19 protein-coding genes are annotated in these 20,877 nt (G+C 72.8%); 8 read left to right on the top strand and 11 right to left on the bottom strand.

Annotated elements, in window-relative coordinates:
• Window positions 1-55 precede the first annotated feature (55 nt).
• The 4 genes from ACQVFL_RS15940 to ACQVFL_RS15955 are packed head-to-tail and all read left to right on the top strand — an operon-like array spanning window position 56 to window position 3,074.
• The gene (locus ACQVFL_RS15940) at window positions 56-1,099 is read left to right on the top strand and encodes a Rieske 2Fe-2S domain-containing protein (protein WP_431729754.1); all 1,044 of its coding nucleotides are present in this window, start codon (window positions 56-58) and stop codon (window positions 1,097-1,099) included.
• Window positions 1,096-1,314, top strand: coding sequence for a hypothetical protein (locus ACQVFL_RS15945; protein WP_396695758.1), 219 nt, complete (start codon window positions 1,096-1,098; stop codon window positions 1,312-1,314). The genes ACQVFL_RS15940 and ACQVFL_RS15945 overlap by 4 nt, the downstream gene beginning before the upstream one ends.
• Window positions 1,311-2,255: a PDR/VanB family oxidoreductase gene (locus tag ACQVFL_RS15950; protein ID WP_431729755.1), complete on the top strand. Its 945-nt coding sequence runs from the start codon at window positions 1,311-1,313 to the stop codon at window positions 2,253-2,255. Before ACQVFL_RS15945 ends, ACQVFL_RS15950 begins: the two co-directional genes overlap by 4 nt.
• Window positions 2,256-2,279: 24 nt before the next feature.
• Complete coding sequence (locus tag ACQVFL_RS15955; protein WP_396695762.1) at window positions 2,280-3,074, top strand: IclR family transcriptional regulator; 795 nt, start codon at window positions 2,280-2,282, stop codon at window positions 3,072-3,074.
• Window positions 3,075-3,151: 77 nt separating this feature from the next.
• Here the strand turns inward: ACQVFL_RS15955 and ACQVFL_RS15960 are convergent, their stop codons facing one another.
• On the bottom strand, window positions 3,152-3,613 hold the full coding sequence (locus tag ACQVFL_RS15960; protein WP_396695764.1) for a MarR family winged helix-turn-helix transcriptional regulator: 462 nt from the start codon (window positions 3,611-3,613) through the stop codon (window positions 3,152-3,154).
• An 83-nt stretch (window positions 3,614-3,696) separates the two neighbouring features.
• On the opposite strand from ACQVFL_RS15960, the gene ACQVFL_RS15965 reads away from it, so the two are divergent.
• From ACQVFL_RS15965 to ACQVFL_RS15980, 4 genes are read left to right on the top strand one after another with little or no spacing between them, the layout of a single operon-like run.
• On the top strand, window positions 3,697-4,623 hold the full coding sequence (locus ACQVFL_RS15965) for an SDR family oxidoreductase (protein WP_431729756.1): 927 nt from the start codon (window positions 3,697-3,699) through the stop codon (window positions 4,621-4,623).
• A 24-nt stretch (window positions 4,624-4,647) separates the two neighbouring features.
• Window positions 4,648-5,529: an amidohydrolase family protein gene (locus ACQVFL_RS15970; RefSeq protein WP_396695768.1), complete on the top strand. Its 882-nt coding sequence runs from the start codon at window positions 4,648-4,650 to the stop codon at window positions 5,527-5,529.
• 16 nt (window positions 5,530-5,545) lie between these two features.
• On the top strand, window positions 5,546-5,998 hold the full coding sequence (locus ACQVFL_RS15975) for a MaoC family dehydratase (RefSeq protein ID WP_431729757.1): 453 nt from the start codon (window positions 5,546-5,548) through the stop codon (window positions 5,996-5,998).
• 58 nt (window positions 5,999-6,056) lie between these two features.
• Window positions 6,057-7,598, top strand: a complete 1,542-nt coding sequence (locus tag ACQVFL_RS15980; protein WP_431729758.1) for an acyl-CoA synthetase — start codon at window positions 6,057-6,059, stop codon at window positions 7,596-7,598.
• On the opposite strand, the gene ACQVFL_RS15985 is transcribed toward ACQVFL_RS15980, so the two are convergent.
• The 10 genes from ACQVFL_RS15985 to ACQVFL_RS16030 all read right to left on the bottom strand — a co-directional run bounded on the left by ACQVFL_RS15985 (window position 7,504) and on the right by ACQVFL_RS16030 (window position 20,855).
• Complete coding sequence (locus ACQVFL_RS15985) at window positions 7,504-8,391, bottom strand: PaaX family transcriptional regulator (RefSeq protein ID WP_431729759.1); 888 nt, start codon at window positions 8,389-8,391, stop codon at window positions 7,504-7,506. The two genes, ACQVFL_RS15980 and ACQVFL_RS15985, sit on opposite strands and share 95 nt — an antisense overlap.
• Window positions 8,392-8,427: 36 nt before the next feature.
• The gene (locus ACQVFL_RS15990; RefSeq protein ID WP_396695776.1) at window positions 8,428-9,228 is read right to left on the bottom strand and encodes an ABC transporter ATP-binding protein; all 801 of its coding nucleotides are present in this window, start codon (window positions 9,226-9,228) and stop codon (window positions 8,428-8,430) included.
• A complete protein-coding gene (locus ACQVFL_RS15995; protein ID WP_431726845.1) occupies window positions 9,221-10,045 on the bottom strand; it encodes an ABC transporter permease in 825 nt (274 codons plus the stop codon). The genes ACQVFL_RS15990 and ACQVFL_RS15995 overlap by 8 nt, the downstream gene beginning before the upstream one ends.
• The gene (locus ACQVFL_RS16000; protein WP_396695780.1) at window positions 10,042-10,842 is read right to left on the bottom strand and encodes an ABC transporter permease; all 801 of its coding nucleotides are present in this window, start codon (window positions 10,840-10,842) and stop codon (window positions 10,042-10,044) included. Before ACQVFL_RS16000 ends, ACQVFL_RS15995 begins: the two co-directional genes overlap by 4 nt.
• 66 nt (window positions 10,843-10,908) lie before the next feature.
• A complete protein-coding gene (locus ACQVFL_RS16005) occupies window positions 10,909-11,880 on the bottom strand; it encodes an ABC transporter substrate-binding protein (RefSeq protein ID WP_431726846.1) in 972 nt (323 codons plus the stop codon).
• A 154-nt stretch (window positions 11,881-12,034) separates the two neighbouring features.
• Window positions 12,035-14,824 carry a LuxR C-terminal-related transcriptional regulator gene (locus ACQVFL_RS16010; RefSeq protein ID WP_431726847.1) on the bottom strand — a complete coding sequence of 930 codons (2,790 nt, stop codon included), beginning with the start codon at window positions 14,822-14,824 and terminating at the stop codon, window positions 12,035-12,037.
• Between the two features lie 59 nt (window positions 14,825-14,883).
• On the bottom strand, window positions 14,884-15,531 hold the full coding sequence (locus ACQVFL_RS16015) for a TetR/AcrR family transcriptional regulator (protein ID WP_431726848.1): 648 nt from the start codon (window positions 15,529-15,531) through the stop codon (window positions 14,884-14,886).
• 308 nt (window positions 15,532-15,839) lie between these two features.
• Entirely contained in the window at window positions 15,840-16,733 is an 894-nt protein-coding gene (locus tag ACQVFL_RS16020; protein ID WP_396695789.1) for an alpha/beta hydrolase family protein, read from the bottom strand.
• A gap of 134 nt (window positions 16,734-16,867) precedes the next feature.
• On the bottom strand, window positions 16,868-18,979 hold the full coding sequence (locus tag ACQVFL_RS16025) for a cellulose binding domain-containing protein (RefSeq protein ID WP_431726849.1): 2,112 nt from the start codon (window positions 18,977-18,979) through the stop codon (window positions 16,868-16,870).
• Between the two features lie 247 nt (window positions 18,980-19,226).
• Entirely contained in the window at window positions 19,227-20,855 is a 1,629-nt protein-coding gene (locus ACQVFL_RS16030) for an acyl-CoA dehydrogenase family protein (RefSeq protein WP_396695794.1), read from the bottom strand.
• Window positions 20,856-20,877: the final 22 nt, after the last annotated feature.

Below are 20,877 nucleotides of genomic sequence, written 5' to 3' on the forward strand. Positions count from 1 at the left end.
ACGGGGCGTAGCCGGAACCATCCGACTGACCGTCGTACGTCGACAGGAGGCCCGGATGCCGTTCGCACGTGACCAGTGGTACGTGGCCGCGTTCAGCACCGAGGTCGGGCGGGACCTGCTCGCCCGTACCGTGCTGGGCGAGCCGATCGTGTTGTGGCGCACCGAGTCCGGTGCGGCGGTGGCGCTCGCCGACCGGTGTGTGCACCGGCGGTATCCGCTGTCGGAGAGCCGCCTCGACGGGGACACCGTGGTCTGCGGGTACCACGGCTTCACCTACGACCCGAGCGGCGCCTGCGTCTTCGTACCCGGACAGCAGCGCATCCCCCGGACCGCGCGGGTGGCCGCGTACCCGGTGGTGGAGCAGGACACCCTGGTCTGGGTCTGGATCGGCGACCGGGACCGGGCCGACGCCTCCACCATCCCCCGGGCACCCTGGCTGGGCGACCCGCGCTACACGACGGTACGCGGCATGGCGCCGCTGGACGCCCGGTACGGCCTGCTGGTGGACAACCTGATGGACCTGTCCCACGAGACGTACCTGCACGGCGGGTACATCGGCACGCCCGAGGTGGCGAACACCCCGATCACCACCGAGGTGGACGAGGACCGCGGCGTCGTCTACGTCAGCCGACACATGGACGATGCCGAGTGCCCACCCTTCTATGCCCGCTCGACCGGCATCCAGGGACGGATCACCCGCTGGCAGGACATCGAGTACCACCCGCCCTGCCTGTACCTGCTGCACAGTCGGATCGCCCCGCAGGGCGTCTACCCACCGGCCGAGGGCGACGACGACCAGGCGTTCCACGCCGAGATCGTGTACGCGATCACCCCGTCGACCGCGCACACCACGTACGACTTCTGGGCGGTGGCCCGGGACTTCGCCGTGGACGACGAGTCGGTCAGCGAATACCTGTACCAGAGCAACCACACCGTGGTGATGCAGGACGTCACCGCCCTGAACGTCCTGGAGCGGGTGATCGCCGGCGAGCCGGAGCGGTACCAGGAACTGAGCATCAACATCGACACCGGCGGGCTGGCCGCCCGACGGTTGCTCGCCCGGATGGTCGAGTCGTCCACGGTGGCGGCACCCCGGTGACCGCGCCGGCCGGCGGGCTCACCGGTGACCGGGTCTACCGGATCCACTGGCTGCCGGGCACCGACACGCTGCGCGGCACCTGCCACTGTGGTGCCGAACGGATCGCCGAGGAGCCGGTGCAGTTGTGGGAGTGGCTGCTCGCCCACCCCGAGGACCACCGGCCACCGGCGACGGCCGCACCGCCCCCGCCGCAGCGGGCGGTGGTGCCGGCATGACCGCGACGCCGACGACGCTGGTGGTCGCGCGCCGCGAGGCGGTGGCCACCGGCGTGGTGGTGCTGACCCTGTGCCGTCCGGACGGTGGCGAGGTGCCGGACTGGACCCCGGGCGCGCACGTCGACCTGGACCTGGGGCCGGGACTGGTGCGCCAGTACTCGCTCTGCGGCGACCCGGCCGACCGCACCGCGCTCCAGGTGGCGGTGCACCTCGCGTCGGACGGGCGCGGCGGTTCCCGGCACGTGCACGAACGGCTGCTGCCCGGCGCGACGGTCCGGGTGGTCGGCCCGCGCAACGCCTTCCGGCTGGTCGAGGCCGACCGCTACCTCTTCCTCGCCGGGGGGATCGGCATCACCCCGATCCGGCCGATGGTCGCCGCCGCCGACGCCGCGGGCGCCGACTGGCGACTGGTGTACGGCGGACGCAGCGGCAGCACCATGGCCTTCGCCGCCGACCTGCGGCAGACGTACGGCGACCGGGTGTGTCTTCGTCCGCAGGACGAGACGGGCCTGCTCGACGTGGACACGCTGATCGGCGACGCGGCCGACGCGGTCGTCTACTGCTGCGGGCCGGCGGGACTGATCGACGCGGTGCAGCAGCGCTGCCGGACGTGGCCGCCCGGTCGGCTGCACGTCGAGCGGTTCGCCCCGACGGAGCAGGCCGCCACGGGCGACCACACCGTCGAGGTCGAGCTCGCGCTCTCCGGTCGTACCGTGCACGTGCCGCCGGAGACCTCGATCCTGGCCGCCCTGGAGCAGGCCGGTACGCAGGTGCTCTCCTCCTGCCGCGAGGGCACCTGCGGCACCTGTGAGACCACCGTGCTCGACGGTGTGCCGGAGCACCGCGACAGCCTGCTCACCGAGGAGGAGCGGGCCGCCGGGGACACCATGCTGATCTGCGTGTCGCGGGCGCGTACCCGGCGGCTCGTGCTGGAGCTGTGACCGGTCGGCGGGGATGATGGCGGGGTGCAGGCACGGCCCGGGCGCTCGGTCACCAGCAAGGTGCTGGCGCTGCTCGACGCGTTCAGCCCCGGTGAGCCGGCGCTGACCCTGAGCGAACTGGCACGGCGGGCCGAGCTGCCGCTGCCCACCGCGTACCGCCGGGTCGCCGAGTTGGTGGCCTGGGGCGCGCTGGAGCGGGGTGACGACGCGCGCTACCGGGTCGGTCTGCGCCTGTGGGAGGTCGGTTCGCTGGCGCCGCGTGGGCTGGGGCTGCGCGAGTCGGCGCTGCCGATCCTGGAGGACCTGTACGAGGTGACCCACGAGAACGTCCAGCTCGCCGTCCGGCAGGACCTCGAACTCGTCTTCATCGAGCGGATCGCCGGGCGGCACGCGGTGCCGGTGCTCACCCGGGTCGGTGGCCGTTTCGCACTGCACGCCACCGGTGTCGGGCTGGTGCTGCTGGCGCACGCACCGGCGCAGGTGCAGGAGCGGGTCCTCGCCGCGCCGCTTGCCCGGTACACCGAGTTGACCGTCACCGATCCGGTGCGGCTGCGTCGTCAGCTCGCCGAGGTCCGCCGGGCCGGGTACGCGATCAGCGACCGGCAGGTCACCATGGACGCCCTCTCCGTCGCCGCCCCGATCACCGGGCCGGACGGGGTGGTGGCGGCGATCTCGCTGGTGGTGGCGTACGACCGGGCCGATCCGCTGGCGCTGGCACCGCTGGTGCAGGCGGCCGGTCGGGGGGTCTCCCGCGCGCTGGGTCGCCCGTCCGCGTCCACCCGGCCGGGGCCGTTACCCCGCCGACCCCGTACGCAGTAGCTTGTCCGGGTGCCTGTTGCGTCATCCGACGCCGCCCGACACCGGCTCGGTCCGGCCCGACTCGGTCCGTTACCGACTCAGTCCGGGAAGGCGAGCAGGCGCAGCAGTTGCGCCAGCCGGGCGTGGTCCTCGGGGGTGACCGCGGCCAGCAGTCCCAACTCCACGGCGTGCGCGGAGGACTGGGCGCGGGCGAACAACTCCCGCCCCTCGTCGGTGGCGACCAGGACGTTGGCGCGTCGGTCGGCGGGGTCGGTACGGCGCTCGACCAGACCGCGCTTCGCCAGGTCGTCGATGAGCGCTACCACCTGACTCGGGTCCAGCCGGAGGAACTCGGCCAGCTCCCGTTGGGTCGGGCGGGTGTCGTCGGCGGCCAGCGCGAGCACCGAGTACGAGCGGGCCTTCAGGCCGTGTTCGGCCAGAGCGGCGTTGGCCGCGGCGAGGGTGAGCGCGTTGGCGCGCACCAGCAAAAAGCTCAGATCCCGGCCGAGCACGCTGTCCCGCAGGCCGTCGGCCGGTCGGGCTCTCTCGGGAGGAGGCACGGCGACGATGATAGCAAGCCCTACCAATAATTGACTTATTCAACGGTCCATGTTCCGATCGACCTCGACGCGAAGGAGTGCCCATGTCCCTGGACGGCAAAGTCGCAATCGTCACCGGAGCCGGACGCGGTCTCGGCCTCGCCTACGCCCGCCAGTTGGCGGAGCGGGGTGCCGCGGTCGTGGTCAACGACGTGGACGAGCAGGCGACCGCCGACGCCGTCGCGGCGATCCGGGCGGCCGGCGGACGCGCCGTCGCGGTGGTCGCACCGGTCGGCCCGACGGAGACCGCGCAGGCCCTGGTCACCGCCGCGGTCGAGAGCTTCGGTCGGCTCGACATCCTGGTCACCAACGCCGGGGTGCTGCGCGACACGGTGCTCTGGAAGATGACCGACGAGGACTTCGACACCGTGATCGGCGTGCACCTGCGCGGCACCTTCACCACCGTGCGCGAGGCCGTGCGACACATGCGGCAGGCCGGCGAGGGCGGGCGGATCATCTGCATCGGCTCCCCCACCGGCCAACGCGGCACCTTCGGCCAGACCAACTACGCCGCCGCCAAGGCGGGCATCGTCGGCATGGTCCGGACCTGGGCGTTGGAGCTGAAGCGGGCCGGGATCACGGTCAACGCCGTCGTCCCGGTCGCCGCGACCGCGATGACCGCCACCGTCCCCTACTTCGCCGCCGCGGTCCGCGCCGAGGCCGCCGGTGAGCCGATGCCCGCCTTCTTCCGGCACGACCTCGGGTTCGGCACCTCCGACGACGTGGCCGGGCTGGTCGCCTTCCTCGGCTCCGACGGCGCGGCCGAGGTGACCGGCCAGGTGATCGGCGTGGGTGGCGACCGGATCCAGATCTGGACCCACCCGGAGGTCGCGCTGACCGCCCACCACGAGGGCGGCTGGTCGTACGACGCGCTGGTCACCGCGTGGCCGAGCACCTTCGCCGGTGCGACGCAGAGCGTCGGCGAGCGCTTCCCGGAGTTGCCCGAGGAGTTCCGCGACACCGCCTCCTGACCCGCCGCACGAAGGTTGCCGAGCATGTACCAGCCCGCGATCGACCTGGACGCCGTCACCGCGATCGACATGCACGTACACATCGAGATCGACGACCACGGCCACGCCTCGCTGCCCGACCCGCTCGTCGCCGCCGCCTCGACGTACTTCCGCACCGACGGCCCGCGTCCGGCGGTTGACGCGGTCGCGCAGTACTACCGCGAGCGGAACATGGCGGCCGTGGTGTTCAGCGTCGACGCGCGCACGCAACTGGCGCACCCGCCGCTGTCCAGCGCCGACATCGCCCGTGCCGCCGCCCAGCACGCCGACGTGCTCGTCCCGTTCGGCTCGGTCGACCCGCGCACCGGCGAGGCGGCCCTGGAACTCGCCGCCCGGCTGATCGAGGACGAGGGCGTACGCGGGTTCAAGTTCCACCCCACCGTGCAGGGCTTCGACCCGAGCCACGAGGAGTACGCGCCGCTGTGGGGTCTGATCGAGAAGGCGGGACTGCCGGCGTTGTTCCACACCGGGCAGACCGGCATCGGCGCGGGACTGCCCGGCGGTTACGGCTTCCGGCTCGGACTGTCCAACCCGATGCTGCTCGACCCGGTCGCCGCCGAGTTCCCCGATCTCCAGATCATCATGGCCCACCCGTCGGTGCCGTGGCAGGACGAGGCGCTGTCGGTGGCGACCCACAAACCGAACACCTGGATCGACCTGTCCGGCTGGAGCCCGAAGTACTTCCCGGCCGAGTTGGTGCGCTACGCCAACTCGATCCTCAAGCGCCGGGTGCTCTTCGGCACCGACTATCCGCTGCTCACCCCGGACCGCTGGCTGCGGGACGTGGCGAGCACCGACCTCAAGCCCGACGTGCTGCCCGGCATCTTGAAGGACAACGCCGCCCGGCTGCTGCGCCTGGCCGGATGACGACGGAAGGACACCCGTGACCACCACCATCGCCTACGACAAGCTCGCCGACCTCGGTGGCACCGACCTCGGGCACACCGAGTACCGCACGGTCACCCAGGAGCAGATCGACCTGTTCGCCGACGCGACCGACGACCACCAGTGGATCCACGTCGATCCGGAACGCGCCAAGGACGGCCCGTTCGGTGCGCCGATCGCCCACGGCTTTCTGACCCTCTCCCTGGCCGTGCCGTTCTGGACCGAGCTGCTCGACGTGACCGGGGTGTCCACGAAGGTGAACTACGGCCTGGACAAGGTGCGCTTCCCGGCCCCGGTGCGGGTCGGCTCGCGGGTGCGGATGCGGGCCGTCGTCGCCGAGGTCACCGAGGTGGCGGGCGGTCACCAGATCGCCGTCGACCAGACCATCGAGATCGAGGGCGGCGGCAAGCCCGCGGTCGTCGCCCGGGGGATCTACCGCTTCTACGCCTGAGCTGCCGGGACCAGAGCCGCCCGGCCACCCACCGCCCTCCACCACCAGGAGACTGCTGATGCACCACCAAGGGATCGGCGGCTGGCTGGCCAAGCGCCGACTCAAGTCACCGGAGAAGACCGCCCTCGTCTACGGCGAGCAGGCGACCATGACGTACCGGCAGCTCGCCGACGCCGCCGACGGCGTCGCGGCGGCACTGCGGCACCTCGGTGTCGGCAAGGGCGACACGGTCGCGTACCTGGGCGAGAACGGCCCCGAGTTCCTCCAGGTGATGTTCGGGACCACCCGGCTGGGTGCCGCCTTCGTGCCGGTCAACACCCGGCTGGCGGCACCCGAGATCACCCACGTGCTCAGTGACAGCGGGGCCCGGGTGCTGGTCCACGACCCCGAGTTCGCCGCCCGGGTCGCCTCGGTCGCGGCGGCGTCCCGGCCCGCGCACACGGTGCCGACCGGTCCCGGGAGCGCCGAGGCCCCGGGGTTGTCCCGGTTGGCCGCCACCGCCCCCCGGGACGACACACCCGTCCGGGTGACCATGCGGGACCCGGCGGCGATCGTCTACACCTCGGGTACGACCGGGCGGGCCAAGGGCGCCGTGCTGACCCACGGCAACCTGACCTGGACGGCGCTGAACTGCATCGTCGACTACGACGTGGTGTCGACCGACATCGCCCTGATGATCTCGCCGCTGTTCCACGTCGCCTCGCTGGGCATGGGCGCGCTGCCGATCATCCTCAAGGGCGGCACGCTGGTGCTGGAGAAGGGTTTCGAGCCGGGACGCGCGCTCGCCCGGATCGCCCGGCACGGCGTCACCATGCTCAGCGGCGTACCGACCACCTTCCAGCTCCTGGCCGAACACCCGGACTGGGCCGGCACCGACCTGTCCACCCTGGGCAAACTCACCTGCGGCGGCTCGGCGGTGCCGGTCCGGGTGCTCAACGCGTACGAGGAGCGGGGCCTGTCGTTCTCGCAGGGCTACGGCATGACCGAGGCGTCGCCGGGGGCCACCTCGCTGCCGCCGACGATGACCCGGGCGAAGCAGGGCAGCGTGGGACTGCCGCACTTCTTCACCGAGGTCCGCGTCGCCGACACCGACGGCGGCCCGGCACCCGCCGGCAGCATCGGCGAGATCGAGATCGCCGGACCGAACGTGTTCCGGGGCTACCACCGGATGCCCGAGGCGACGGCGGGCGCGTTCACGGCGGACGGCTGGTTCCGCTCCGGTGACCTCGGCTACCTGGACGACGACGGCTACCTGCACATCGCCGGCCGCCTCAAGGACATGATCATCTCGGGTGGGGAGAACATCTACCCGGCCGAGATCGAGTCGCTGCTCGGCGAGATCGACGGGGTGACCGGCGTGGCGGTCATCGGCGTTCCCGACGAGCGCTGGGGCGAGGTACCGTGGGCGATCATGACGATCCGCGAGGGCACCGCCGTCGACGTCGACACGGTCCGCGACTTCCTCAACGGCAAGGTGGCCCGCTACAAGCTGCCCAAGAACGTGGTCATCGTGAACGAGTTGCCGCGGACCGCGTCGGGGAAGGTGCGGAAGGCGGACCTGCGGAGCCGCTTCGGCGGGTGGTGGCAGCGCGAGTGGTGACCAGCGCGGCGAACTCCGCGGCGGAGGCCTCGGCCAGCCGCTCGTGCATCCGCCGGTAGACCTGCGTCGACCGGGCGGCCGGCCACTGCGCGTCCATGAACTCGCGCGGCAGTCGCGGGTCGGCGCGCAACAGCGCGAGCCAGTCCGCGACCAGCATGGTGCGGACGGTGAGCGCGCCGGCCGCCTGCGTCGCCGCGTCCGGGTCGTCCCACACCTCGATGAACGCCAGGTGCTCGCGCCGGATCGCCTCGATGTCCCAGGCCGCCCGGACGCTCTCGGCGATCGGGAAGCCGGCCAGTTCGCGGGCGTGGAGGGCGATCACCGTGTTCGGCGGCAGATCCCGGCACAACGGCTCCAGCGACCCGGCGAGGTCGACCTCGCCGGGCGCCAGCCACAGCCCGTCGCGCAGCGGTGCGAAGCCCTCCCAGGTCAGCGTGGACCGCAGCCGGTGACGCAGGGTCCGCTGCCCCTCCGGGATGGTGAACGTGACGAGGGTCCAGCCGGTGCCCTGCGGGTCGAACGGGCGCGGGCCCCGGACCCGTTCGGTCGCCTCGCGCAGCACCGCCACCCCGTGTGCGGTGAGCGAGAACTGGATCTCCCGGCCGCTCTTGCTGCGGGCCAGGATGCCGGTCTGCACGAGCCGGTCGAGGGTGGCCCGCGTCGCCGGTGCCGCGACACCCGCCCCCTCCAGCACCCCGATCAGGACACTGGCCCGGACCGGCCCCGGATCGTCGTCGACGACGTGTTCACCGAAGAACGCGAGCAGCAGTTGCTTCGGCTGACGACTGCGCACAGTCCTCCCTCTCGGACGGCTCCGACCTGGCGACGGTCACGGGGCGACGGTCTGGGCGCCCTTGGCGCGACGGATCTGGTCGTAGACGTGGGTGCGCAGCTCCGTGAAGCGGGGTAGCGCGCGAGTCGTGATCTGGTCACGCTCCGGCGGCAGGTCGATGACGAGATCCTCCTGCACCCAGGTCGGCGACTTGGACAATACTAGAACCCGTTCGCCCAGGTAGACCGACTCGTCGATGTCATGCGTGACGAAGACGATCGATATCTTGCGGGTCGCGTGCAGCTCCCGCACCAGGTCCTCCAGGTCCGCGCGCGTCTGGGCGTCGACCGCGGCGAACGGCTCGTCCATGATCAGCACTTCCGGCTCGTACGCGACCGCCCGGGCGATCGCCACCCGCTGCTGCATGCCGCCGGAGAGCTGCCAGGGGTGGCTCCGGGCGGCGTGCCCGAGGCCCACCGCCTCGATCGCGTCGGTGACGAGGCGCTCGCGCGCCGCCCGGGACAGCTTCTTGTGGCGCAGCGGCAGTTCGACGTTGCCCCGCACGGTCAGCCACGGATAGAGGCTGCGGCCGTACTCCTGGAAGACGACGGCCATCGCGGGACTCGGTCCGGTCACCGGTGCCCCGTGCATCTCGACCAGCCCGTCCGTGGGCCGCAGCAGCCCGGCCAGGCACTTCAGCAGCGTGGTCTTGCCGCAGCCGGACGGGCCGACGACGCAGACGAGTTCACCGGCGGCCATGGTGAAGCTGACGTCCCCGATCGCCTCGACGTCGCCGGACGCGGACTCGTACACCTTCCGCAGGTGCTCCACCTTGAGCAACATGTCCCGCTCAGGCACGGTTGACCTCCCTGATTCCGTGGTACCAACGCAGCACCCGCCGTTCGACGACACCGAAGGTCGCGGCGAGCAGGACGCCGACGAGGCCGAGCAGGAGGATGCCGCTCCACATCTCGGCGATGAGGTAGTTCCGCTGGAAGTACGCGATCCGGTAGCCCAGGCCGGCGGACGAGGCGAACATCTCCGAGATCACCATCAGGATCAGCGCCACCGACAGTCCCTGCCGGACGCCGGCCATGATGCGCGGGCTCGCGGCCGGAAGCACGAGGAAGCGCAGCCGCTCCCACCAGGTGATCCGGTACGAGTCGGCGGTCTCGGACATGACGCTGTCGGTGGCCCGGACACCGTCGATGGTGTTCAACAGGATCGGCCAGACCGCGCCGGAGACGATGACCACCACCTTCATCGTGTCGGTGATGCCCAGCAGCAGCATCACCACCGGGATCAGCACCGGCGGCGGGATGGCCCGGAAGAACTCCAGCAGCGGTTCCAGCAGTTCGCTCAGCCACCGGAACAGTCCGATGAGCGTGCCGAGGGCGACGCCGATCACGATCGACGCGGCGATGCCGAGGGCGAGCCGGTAGAGGCTGGGCAGCACGTCGTGGACGAACGCGGGACCGACCCAGGTGTCCCGGAACGCCGCGCCGATGGTGAGCGGTCCGGGGAAGAACCGGTTCGTCGACACCGTCGACGTCGCGCCCCAGATCACCAGCAGCAGGAAGGGCAGCCCGAGCGAGTAGAGGAAGCCCGAGGCAACACGGTGCGCGAGGCCACGTCCGCGCGGCCGGGCGGCGATCCGTTCGGCGTGCGCGGTCATCGGGGCTCCTCTCCTCGGACGGACTGGTGCCAGGACAGCGAGCGACGTTCGACGAACCGGAAGACGAGGTTCACCAGCAGCCCGAGCAGGCCGGTGACCACCACCAGCGCGTACAGGCCGACCGCGTCGCCGGAGGAGCGGGACAGCTCGATCATCCGCCCGAGTCCGGGGTTGCCGATCACCATCTCCGAGGTGATGGCGAGGATGAGCGCCACCGCCGCACCCAGCCGGACCCCCGTCATCAGGTACGGCAGGGTGGTCGGCAGCACGAGGTAGGCCAGTCGCTCGCGCCGGGTGAGCCGGAAGCTGCGGGCGGTGTCCCGGGCCACCGCGTCGACGTCCGCGACGCCGTAGATGACCTGCACGAACACCTGCCAGAAGGACGCGTAGATGATGATCACCAGCGCGGCCTTCATCTGGATGCCGAACATCAGCACGGCCAGTGGGATGAGTGCCACCGAGGGGATCGGGCGCAGGAACTCGACCACCGTATGGGTCGCGCGACGCAGGACGGGCACCAGCCCGACGACGGTGCCCAGCACGACCGCGGCGACCGTCGCCACGGTCAGCCCGATCGCCCACGAGGTCATGGTGTGACCGAGCCGCCGCCAGAAGGCGACGTCGCGGAACTCCTCGGCGAGCCGAACCAGCACGTCCGTGACGTACGGCAGGTACTGCGAGTTGACCAGCCCGAGGGTCGGCACCAACTGCCAGACGACGAGGAATCCCGCCAACCCTGCGGCACCCAGCAGCACCTTGCGTGGCGGGCGGGTCCGCCGGATGGATGTCACGTGCATGTCGCTCCCGTGGTCGGCGGCGTCACCCTTCCCGACCGGCGGCCGGGAAGGGTGGGACCGCGAGGGCTACTGCTGCTGGATGAGACGGTCGAGGTTGGGCTGCCGGTCGAGCACCTGGTACTTACCGGCGAGCGTGGCGAGCGTGGTCAGGCTCTCCCGGTCCAGCTCCCAGCCGAACTCCGGCAGCCGCACCGAGTCCGCCACCGGCTCGGGGAGTTGCAGGTTGTCCTTGATGGCCTGCCGGACGTCCGCCTCGTTGGCGGGGTCCTGCGCCCACTGGAGGGTCTCCTTCATCGCCGTGGAGAAGGCGGAGATCAGCTCGGCGTCGGACTCGGTCCGCTCCTTCGTGGTGATCGTGGTCAGGGTGGTGAGCCCGGGGACGACTGCCTGGTAGGGCGCCACCACGAAGGTGTCCCCCCGGCCGCGCAGTTGCGTGACGAACGGCTCCGGCACCCAGGCGGCGTCGATGTTGCCGGCCTCCAGTTGGGCCGGCGCGTCCGGGAAGGCGACCTCGACGAACCTGATGGTGGACGGGTCGCCGCCGTCCTTCTCCACGGCGGCCATGATGGTCACGTCACCGGCCGCGCCCAGGCTGTTCACCGACACCCGCTTCCCGGCGAGTTCGGCGGGGCGGGTGATGCCCGACGCCTTCGACGCCACGACGGCGTTGATGTCGTCGCCCTCGGCGTACGAGGACGCGTAGTTGCCGATCATCACCACGCCGAGGTCCTGCAGGTCGGCCCGGAACGGACCGAACGGCTGGCCGATGGCGAACTCGATGTCACCGTTGATCAGCGCCGGGATCGCCTGGGCGCCGCCCTGGGCGGGCAGCACCTCGACCCCCAGCCCGTGCTTGGCGAAGATGCCCGCCTTGATGCCGCCCCACAACGCGGCGGTCTCGGTGATGGGCAGCGCCGCGACCCGCACCTGGCGCAGGTCGCCGTCGGCCTGCTCGGGGCCGGTCGCGTCGGAGTCGGTGCAAGCGGTGAGGGCGATCGCGACGGCGGCGACCAACCCGAAAGTGATGACCTTCTTCATGGACGGGGCCCTTCCTGGGCGGGGGTGGTGGGGGTGCGTCGACACGGCGGATGCCTCGAAGGTGCGGACGCGTTCGGGTGTGAGTGGGGTCACCCTGCCGTGGTGGCCATGGTCAGCCACCCGGCCACCAGATGTCAAGAATTTCTGACGCCCGTCATGAATAGGTTGAATATTGCGGCGGTGCGCCGCCCAACGCCCGGGTCAGCTCGGTACGCGAGCGCACGCCGAGCCGGTGGAACACGTTGCGCAGGTGGTGGTCGACGGTGCGGGTGGACAGGAACATCCGGCCGGCGATCTCCCGGTTGGTCGCACCCTCGGCGACCAACCGCGCGATGCGGAGCTGCTGGCCGGTGAGCAGGCGCTCGGCCGGACGCTGCGGCACCCCGACCGACTCCCCCGCCGCGCGTAGCTCGGCGGTCGCCTGCTCGCTCCAGGTCTCCGCGCCGAGCAGCACGAACGCCTGCCGGGCGCGGTGCAGGTGCGCCCGGGCGTCGCGCGGTCGACGGCGACGCCGCAGCTCCCGGCCGAACAGCAGCTCGGTACGGGCCCGCTCGAAGGTGGCGACGTCGGCCGGGTGCAGGCGCAGGGCGGCCCGGAACAGCTCCTCGGCCTCGGCGCTGCCCCGGGGCGCCAACAGCGCGTGGCACCGCGCGGACAGCGCCCGCCGCGACGAGCTGGCCGTACTGCCCACCCAACGGTCGAAGACCGCCAGCGCGGCGTGGGCCTGCGCGGGCCGACCGGCGCAGGCGGCGGCCTCCACCAGATGCGGCGTCGCCATCACCTGCACCATGACCTGACCCCGGCCGGTGCCGGGGCGGGCCAGCGAGGTGAGCCGGTCGGCGGCGTCGGCGTACCGGCCGGCGACCAGGTCGAGCACGGACAGCGCCCACTGGGCCAACGCGTACGGGCGGCTGTCCGGCGGGGCGCTGTCCCCGATCTCGGCGACGTACCGCAGGCCGGCGTCCCGATCGGCGCGCACCGCGGCGAGCACGGCGAGCAGACCGAGGTGCACCTCGGCACTGGCGTGCTGGTCGGTGGAGCGGGCCAGCAGCAGCCCCTCCCGGCAACTGTCCGCCGCCGCGTCGTGCCGACCCAACCAGTACTCGCTCATCGCCCGCAGTTCGAGGGCGCGCGGCAGCAGGCACACCTCGCCGGTGCTGCGGGCCAGCTCCACGGCGCGGTCGGCGAGCCGGTGCGCGGCGGCGTCCACCGCCACCAGCAGGCCGGCGGCGACCGCGCCGGTCAGGGCGCTCGGGGTCATGGCGACGCCGGACCGTCCGCCCAGCACGACCGCCCGACGCAGCAGCGGCCCGCCACGCAGGTGCTCGCCCCGCAGGGTCGCGGCGATCCCGGCGACCAGGGTGGTCAGCAGTTCCGCCTCCGGGCCGTCGGCGTCGCGACGCGCCGCCACCGGGTGGCGCGCCACCTCGGCGTAGCGGTACTGCTCCCCGGAGTAGCACACCGCCTCACCGGCACGCAGCAGGGCGAGCAGGGCCGTCGCGCGATCGGTGGCGGCCAGCGCGTCGGCGGCGGCCAGCAGCACGGGCGGCGCGGCGGACGGCGCGGCGCAGCGCAGCAGCATCTCGCCGCGCAGCAGCGCGGACCGGCCGCCGACAGCGGCGTCCCGGGGCGTGACCGGTCCACCGACCCCGGCGCCCTCCGGCGGGTCGGGCAGCGCCCGCAGCAGGGCGCGGGCCTGGCCGGTGCGCCCCACCGCCCAGGCGTGACCGGCGGCGGCGACCCGCCGCTCGGCGGCCGACGCCGGATCGTCGGTCAGCTCGGCGGCCCGGGCCAGTGCCGCCGCCGTGTCGACCGAGTGCCCGCCCTCGGTGGCGACCGCCACCAGCTCGGCGGCCAGGCCCGGGTCCGGGGCGTCCGTGGCGGCGGCCCGGTGCAACGCCCGCCGCAGCCGTTGACCGGGCGCGCCGCACGCGGCGGCGAGCAGCAGGTGCGCCGCCCGCCGGTCGGCCGCCGGGGCGGTGGCCTCGACCATCGCACGGGCGAGCGGTCGGGGGAAGGTGACGTCCCCGTACGGGCCGGTGCGCACCAGCCCTGCCGCCTCCGCCGGAGCCAGCGCCTCGACCGCGGTACCGGCCGCCCGGGCGGCCCGGGCCAGCACGCCGGAGCCGACGTCGGCGGCGAGCGCGGTCAGCAGCAGGACGCGCCGGGTGTCGGCGGGCAGCCGATCCAGCATGGCGCGGTACGCGCGACCGAGGTCGCCGTCCGGGGGCGGCGTGCCGGGCAGCGGCTCCCGTCCGAGCCACTGGCCCGGGGTGAGCGCGTCGGCCAGGTCCACCAGCGCCTGCGGGTTGCCGCCGCCGATCGAGGCCAGCGTGGCGAGCACCGGCTCGGGCGGCGGTCCGGGACGCCGGGTGGCGAGCAGCGCCCGACTGGCCGTCTCGTCCAGCGGCGACAGCCGCCGGCTGGGGATCCCGGCCACCAGGCTGCCGTCGTCGGCGGTGAGCAGGAGCGTGACCGGCAGGGGCCGCAACCGCCGGGCCACGAAGGCCAGGAGCCGGGCGGTCGGTACGTCGCCGGTGTCCAGGTCGTCCATGGTGCACAGCAGCGGACGCTCCCGCGCGGCACGGGCCAGCAGTCCGAGGACGGCCACGGTGAGGGTGAGCCGGTCGCCGTCGCCGCAACCGTCCCCGGTCAGCACGCGGCGCAGCATCCGCCGCTGCCGTTCGGGCAGGTCGACGGCGTGGTCGCGGACCGGATCGAGCAGCCGTTGCAGGCCCGCGTACGGCAACTCGGCCTCGTCGGCCAGTCCGGCCGCGCTGAGCACCGTCCGGTCGTCGGCATGCTGGTGGGCGTACGCCAGCAGGGTGCTCCGGCCCGCGCCGGGCTCGCCGTGCAGCAGCAGGGCCGCCCCCGGTGGCGTCGCGAGCAGGTCCCGGATCAGCCGGCACTCGTGCTGCCGCCCGCAGATGAAGGTTATTTGCACTCGCGATGCATTAACCATGCATCGAGTCTCGCCCACGTCGGGCGGCTTGGAAAGGGGGATCAGGCTTCGGCGACCGCCCTGAACAGGGACTCCACGGTGCGGGTCAGCACGGCGCGGGCGGCGTCCACGCCGAGACCGAGCCCGTCGCGCAGCGTCGACCAGGCCGGCCAGGTGCTCGCCGCGACCACCGCGTGGACCAGTTGTTCCCGACCGGCACCGGCGCACGCCAACTCGGCGGCGAACAACTCCTCGACCTCGTCGCGCACCCGGGCCAGGTGCTTGAGCCGGTTGCGGCGCAGTTGCGCGGAGAACGGCTCGCGCATCTGGGCGGCCCGCGCCGCCGGTGCGATCAGTTGCAGCAGCCTCGCCCGCTGCCGACAGTACGCGTCCACCCGCTTTGCCAGCGGCAACGTCGGCGAGATCGGCCGCCAGGCGGCGTCCTGCTGGCGGAGCAGCTCCCGGCCGCTGGCCTCGAAGAGGGTCTCCATGTCCTTGAAGTTGGTCCACAGTGTCCGCAGCGATATCCCGGCCCGCTCGGCGATGCGCTCACCGGTCGGGCGCAGGTCCCCCTCGGAGATCAGGGCCAGGTGCGCCTCCACGATGGCCGCCCGGGTGCGCTCGGCCCGGGCGGTCCGGCCGTCGACGCGACCTGTCGCCTCAGCCGCCGTCGGTGCCGTCGCCCGACCCGGTGCCTCGGCCCTACCCATCCGCGTCCGCCTCCCCCACCGTCACGTTCCGTTGTGCGAGCCGAGTCTAGACGCGTACCACGACGGGGTTTTGCGCCCGATATGCCGTGGCTGCGTGTCCGGCGAGTCGGCGCAACGGCGGTCAGGGCGTCGGCACCCCGTCGGCCGGGGGCACCACCGGCGCTGCGACTCCTCGACCGGCCCGTCCCCCTCGTCGGTCTGGTACGTCGGGCCGAAGTGGCGCTGCACTCCCCCGTCGACCCGGCTCGACCGGGGCCGCCGGTCGACGGACCGGCGGCCCCGCGATCCGGGACGACCTCGGCGTCGGGTCAGTGCGGGCACGTGTTGCGGTACTCCTCGACGGCCGGGCCGCTCGGCCCGGGGCAGAGGAACCGCTCGTACCGGGTGTCGTCGTCGACGAACCGCTTGAGCCAGGCCACCGCCTGCTTGGCGGTCGGCGTGTTCACCGTGTTCGGGAAGAAGTGCCCGGCGTTGTTCAGCTCCAGGTACGCCTTCTCCGCCGAGGCCGGGATGCTGGTGTAGAACGGCTCGGAGTGCGTGGCGACCGGGGCGGTGCTGTCGCTCTCCCCGCCGATGATCAGCGTCGGCACCCGCAGGTTCGACCAGTTCTTGGTCAGGTTCCAGGGGGCCAGCGGCACGGCGGCCTGCAACGACGGTCGGCTCGCGGCGGCCTCCAGGCTGCCTCCGCCGCCCATCGAGTGACCGGCCACCGCCAGCCGACCGGCGTCGATCCGGCCACGCACCGAGCTGCGCTGGGTGAGGTGGTCCAACGCGGCCAGGAGCTGACGCCCCCGGCTGGCCGGCTGGTCCAGACGGGTGATGGTGTCGATGCCGATCACCACGAACCCGTGCGAGGCGATCCGGGGACCGAGCCAGCTCAGGCTCGACCACGAGGCGGTGTAGCCGGGCGAGATGGCGACCGCGCCGAAGGTGCCCTCGCTGGTGCTGGTCGGGTAGTAGATGACGCCGCCGCCGAAGCCGCTGACGCTCACCGAGGAGACGCTGATCGAGGAGGTGGCGAACGGGCCTCGGCTCGCCTCCAGGATCGCGTCGGTCGGTGTCGGACCGCGCTCGTACGGGCCGGCGGCCTGGGCGGGCGCGGCGGTGGCGACGAGGCCACCGGTGGCGGCCAGGACGGTGACCGCCGCCAGCCGGGCCAGCAGGGTCGCGGAACGGGAACGGATGGTGGTGGATGATCGCACGTCGGGCACTCCCTCGGTCCGGGACGGTATCGACTGCGATCAGTGTTCAAGGTGTCCGGCCGGCAGCGCATCGGCAGAATCACCAGTCACCGGGGTCGCCGGTGGGTGCGGCCCACCGACGACCCCGGCCCGGTTCACCGCACCGTGCAGAGCGTGCCGTTGAGCCGGAAGGCGGTCGGCGTCACGTTCGGGCCGCTGTACGCCCCGACGAATCCGGCGGTGACCGTGCCTCCGGCGGGGATCCGACGGTTGTCGTCGGTGCCGGTCACCCGCACGGCGGTGCCGACCTGTTCCCAGGTGGCGTTCCAGCCGCTGCTCACCTGCTGCCAGCCCGTCGGCCAGGTCCAGGTCAACGTCCAACCGTCGACCGCACCCGCCCCGGTGTTCACCACCTCGACGTCGGCCACGTAGCCGTTGCCCCAGTCCGTGGTGCTGGCGAACCGGACGGCGCAGGTGCTGCTCGCCGGGCTGCCGGTGGTGAAGGTGAGCGGCGGGGAGGCCCAGGAGACCCGGCCCGCGGTGTCGCGGGTCAGCACGTTGACCGTGTACCGGGCGCCGGGGACGAGGTTCTCCACGGCGAGGCTGGTGCCCGAGGTCTCCCCGAGCTGTTCGCTGACCGCACCGTGCTGCCGGTGCACCTCGTACTTGGCGATCGGGGCGGCACCCCGGGTGGCCGCCGGCCAGGAGATGGTCGCGCTGCGGTGGGTGACGTCGTCGACCGTGGGTCGGCCGGGTGCGCCCGGCTGACCGCCCGGCGCGGCGGCCGGACGCACCACGAGCGTGGTCAGCGAGTACGGCGGCAGCGTCCGGCTGGTCGCGTTGCCGGTCTGCGCGGTGGTGACGGCGGTGGCGCCGTTGGTGTGGGAGTGCACCGTGGGCGCGGCGGCCGACGGCGCGAACCCGGCGTAGTCGATGTCGACCTCGCGGGCGTTGTCCGGGTCCTTGTTGATCAGCAGCACCGCGACGTCCCCGTCGGCGCGACGAACCGCGTGTGCGGCGACCAGCGGGTCACTGGTGCCGGCCCGGACGAACTGGTCCCCGGTACGCGCGAACCGGCTCATCATGGTCAGCCCGTGGTACGACGCGAAGGGCGTGTTCAGCGGCGGCTCGCAGACCGACCCGTCCGAGGTGCAGGTGCCGCTGGAGAGCATCCCGAAGTCGCCGTAGTCGGTCTGCCCCGCCACGGTGGTCACCTTGCCGATGCCGTTGCGCACGTTCCACCACTGCACGGTGAAGACCCCGTTGGCCAGCAGCCCGCTGTAGGCGTCGGCCAGGAACAGCGCGGCCGGTTGGCTGGTCATCCCCTCGGCGGTCACGTTCACCTCGGTGAGGCTGATGCCGATGCGGTCCGCGTCCGGCCCGGCGTACCGGCTGATCTGCTGCCGGAGCAGGTGCACCGCGTCCGGGATGTGGCTGGTCCGGGGCAGCGACTCGGCCGCGCTGCCGCCCGGGTACCAGTGCACGTCGACGAAGTCGATCCTCGGTCCGGCGATCGAGAGCACGGTCTGGTTCCAGGGGCCCGGGTCGGCACCGGCGGTCAGCCCGTCCGGCCAGTTCGCCGGCATGGTCAACACCGCGCCGACCTTGATGTCCGGGTCGACGGCCTTCATCGCGTCGGCGTACTCGACGACCAGGTTCGCGTAGTAGGTGGCGCTCTTGTCCGGGTGCTCGTCGGCCTCCCAGGCCGACCCGTAGTGACCGTTGCCGTAGTTCTCGTTGCCGACCGCCCAGTACCGGGCGCCGTACCCCTTGGTCACGTTGGCGTAGCGCACCCAGTCGGCCGCCTCCTGCGGCGTGCCGGTGCCGTAGTTGGCGATGATCATCGGTTGGGCGCCGGCCCGGCGGACCCCGGCCATGAAGGTGTCGAAGTCGGTGTTCGGCGCGACGTACCCGCCCGGTGCGGTGTGGTCGCGCCAGTGGTAGATGTCGGCGTACGAGCCGCCCGGGTACCGCATCATCTGCACGCCGGCCGCGCGCAGCAGGTCCGACGTCTCGGTGGTGCCCAACTGCGAGTCCCAGATGGCGTGGTTCACGCCCAGCGCGGTGTCCGGCACGGTGGCCAGCCCGGCCCGTGCGTTCACCGTCACCGCCACCGGTGCCGTCGCCGCACCGGCACCGGGTGGTGCCACGCCGAGCAGCGCGCCGGTGGCGAGCAGCAGGCTCGCCGCCAGGGCCGCCCGGCCACGCCGGGAGAGTCGCAACGGCGGGTTCAGGGGTCGAACACCGTGCCTGTTCGAGATGGTCATGGTCGTCCTTCGTGGGTGATCACGGCGGCGACCCGCCCGGCCCGGCGCCCGAGGCGGACGGCCTCGGGCGCGGGCGGACGCCACGACATCAGCTCGTCCGTCGCCTCCCGGGAGGCCGTGGCGGCTCCGGGTGCCCCTGAGGCGACGGTCAGCACGCTCGCGCGACCGGCATCGACGCATCAGAATCCCACACGCTCCGACGTGGACTCAACGACACACCGCACCGATCCGGTGGCGACCTCTGCGGTCAGCCCACCTTCGGCGTCGCCCGGTCGATGATCGCGGCGAAGTCGACGCCGGCCGGCAGGGTGCCGTATGCGTGTCCCCGGTCGACGCCGAGCCGCGAGGCACAGAACGCGTCGGCGACGGCCGGATGGCCGTGGCGCACCAGCAGCGCACCCTGCAACACCAGGGCCATCTGCTCGACCACCCGACGGGCCCGCACCTCCAGGTCCGCCGGGTCGTCGAGGGCGACCTGGAGCTGGTGCACCGCGGCGTCGAGCCGGGAGTCCACACCGGTGGCCATGCCCACCTCGGCCTCGAACGCCGCCCGCACCTCGGGCTGCCCGGCCAGCGCCCGCAGTACGTCCAGCGCGGCGACGTTGCCGGAGCCCTCCCAGATCGAGTTCAGCGGCGACTCGCGGAACAGCCGGGGCATCCCGGACTCCTCGACGTAACCGTTGCCACCCAGGCACTCCAGCGCCTCGGCGGCATGTCCCGGCCACCGCTTGCAGACCCAGTACTTGCCGACGGCCAGGGCGATCCGCTTGAACGCCGTCTCCACCGCGTCACCCCGCACGGAGCGGTCCGTCGCCCCGGCGAGACGCATCATCAGCACGGTCGCCGCCTCCGACTCCACCGCCAGGTCGGCCAGGACGTTGCGCATCAGCGGCTGGTCGGCCAGGTAGCGGCCGAAGGCCCGGCGGTGCGCGGCGTGGTGCGCCGCGGTGATCACGCCCTGCCGGATGCCGGCCGCCGCGCCGATCACACAGTCCAGCCGGGTCAGGTTGACCATGTCGATGATGGTGCGGACGCCGCGCCCCTCGTCGCCGACCCGCCAGGCCACCGCGTCGTCGTACTCGACCTCGGCGGAGGCGTTGGACCGGTTGCCGAGCTTGTCCTTCAGCCGCATCAGCCGCATCGGGTTACGGGTGCCGTCCGGCAGCACCCGGGGCACCAGGAAACAGGTCAGCCCGTCCGGGGCCTGGGCCAGGGTGAGGAAGAGGTCGCTCATCGGTGCCGAGGTGAACCACTTGTGTCCGACCAGCCGGTAGCTGCCGTCGGCCTGCGGGCGCGCGGCGGTGGTGTTCGCCCGGACGTCGGAACCACCCTGCTTCTCCGTCATCGACATGCCCGCCAGCAGGCCCCGCTTGCCCAGCGGCTCGCGCAGCCCGAAGTCGTACGTCCGCGCGGTGAGCAGCGGCTCGTAGCGGTCGGCCAGCTCCGGCGCGTGTCGCAGCGCCGGCACCACGGCGTAGGTCATCGAGATCGGGCACCCGTGACCGGCGTCCGGTCGCCAGGTGTAGAACCCCGCCGCGCGGGCGACGTGCGCGCCGACGCGCGGATCGGCCCAGGGCGCGGCGTGCAGCCCGTGGCCGACGGCGGTCCGCATCAGCTCGTGCCAGGACGGGTGGAACTCCACCTCGTCGATCCGACGGCCGTAGCGGTCGTGGGTACGCAGCGTCGGCGGGTGTGCGTCGGCCAGCCGACCGTGCTCGGCGGCGGCCTCGCCGCCCGCCAGTCGACCGAGTTCACGCAGGTCGGCCACGGCCCAGTCGGCGCCCTCGCGGGCCAACCCGGCCAACAGCGCCGGGTCGTCGGCGACGTCGTGGCCGATCATCGGCGGAACCTGGTTGAACACCTCGTGCGTGGCCACGTGTGGGACTCCCCTCGGCGGT

It is taken from the genome of Verrucosispora sp. TAA-831 (assembly GCF_050780145.1).
Taxonomy (GTDB): Bacteria; Actinomycetota; Actinomycetes; order Mycobacteriales; family Micromonosporaceae; genus Micromonospora.

Excerpts from the sequence above, each read along its gene's own strand:
- ACQVFL_RS15970 (WP_396695768.1), top strand. The coding sequence starts at position 4,648 with ATGTACCAGCCCGCGATCGACCTGGACGCCGTCACCGCGATCGACATG.
- ACQVFL_RS15965 (WP_431729756.1), top strand. The coding sequence starts at position 3,697 with ATGTCCCTGGACGGCAAAGTCGCAATCGTCACCGGAGCCGGACGCGGT.
- ACQVFL_RS16025 (WP_431726849.1), bottom strand. The coding sequence starts at position 18,979 with ATGACCATCTCGAACAGGCACGGTGTTCGACCCCTGAACCCGCCGTTG.
- ACQVFL_RS16005 (WP_431726846.1), bottom strand. The coding sequence starts at position 11,880 with ATGAAGAAGGTCATCACTTTCGGGTTGGTCGCCGCCGTCGCGATCGCC.
- ACQVFL_RS15940 (WP_431729754.1), top strand. The coding sequence starts at position 56 with ATGCCGTTCGCACGTGACCAGTGGTACGTGGCCGCGTTCAGCACCGAG.
- ACQVFL_RS16015 (WP_431726848.1), bottom strand. The coding sequence starts at position 15,531 with ATGGGTAGGGCCGAGGCACCGGGTCGGGCGACGGCACCGACGGCGGCT.
- ACQVFL_RS16000 (WP_396695780.1), bottom strand. The coding sequence starts at position 10,842 with ATGCACGTGACATCCATCCGGCGGACCCGCCCGCCACGCAAGGTGCTG.
- ACQVFL_RS15995 (WP_431726845.1), bottom strand. The coding sequence starts at position 10,045 with ATGACCGCGCACGCCGAACGGATCGCCGCCCGGCCGCGCGGACGTGGC.
- ACQVFL_RS15950 (WP_431729755.1), top strand. The coding sequence starts at position 1,311 with ATGACCGCGACGCCGACGACGCTGGTGGTCGCGCGCCGCGAGGCGGTG.
- ACQVFL_RS15980 (WP_431729758.1), top strand. The coding sequence starts at position 6,057 with ATGCACCACCAAGGGATCGGCGGCTGGCTGGCCAAGCGCCGACTCAAG.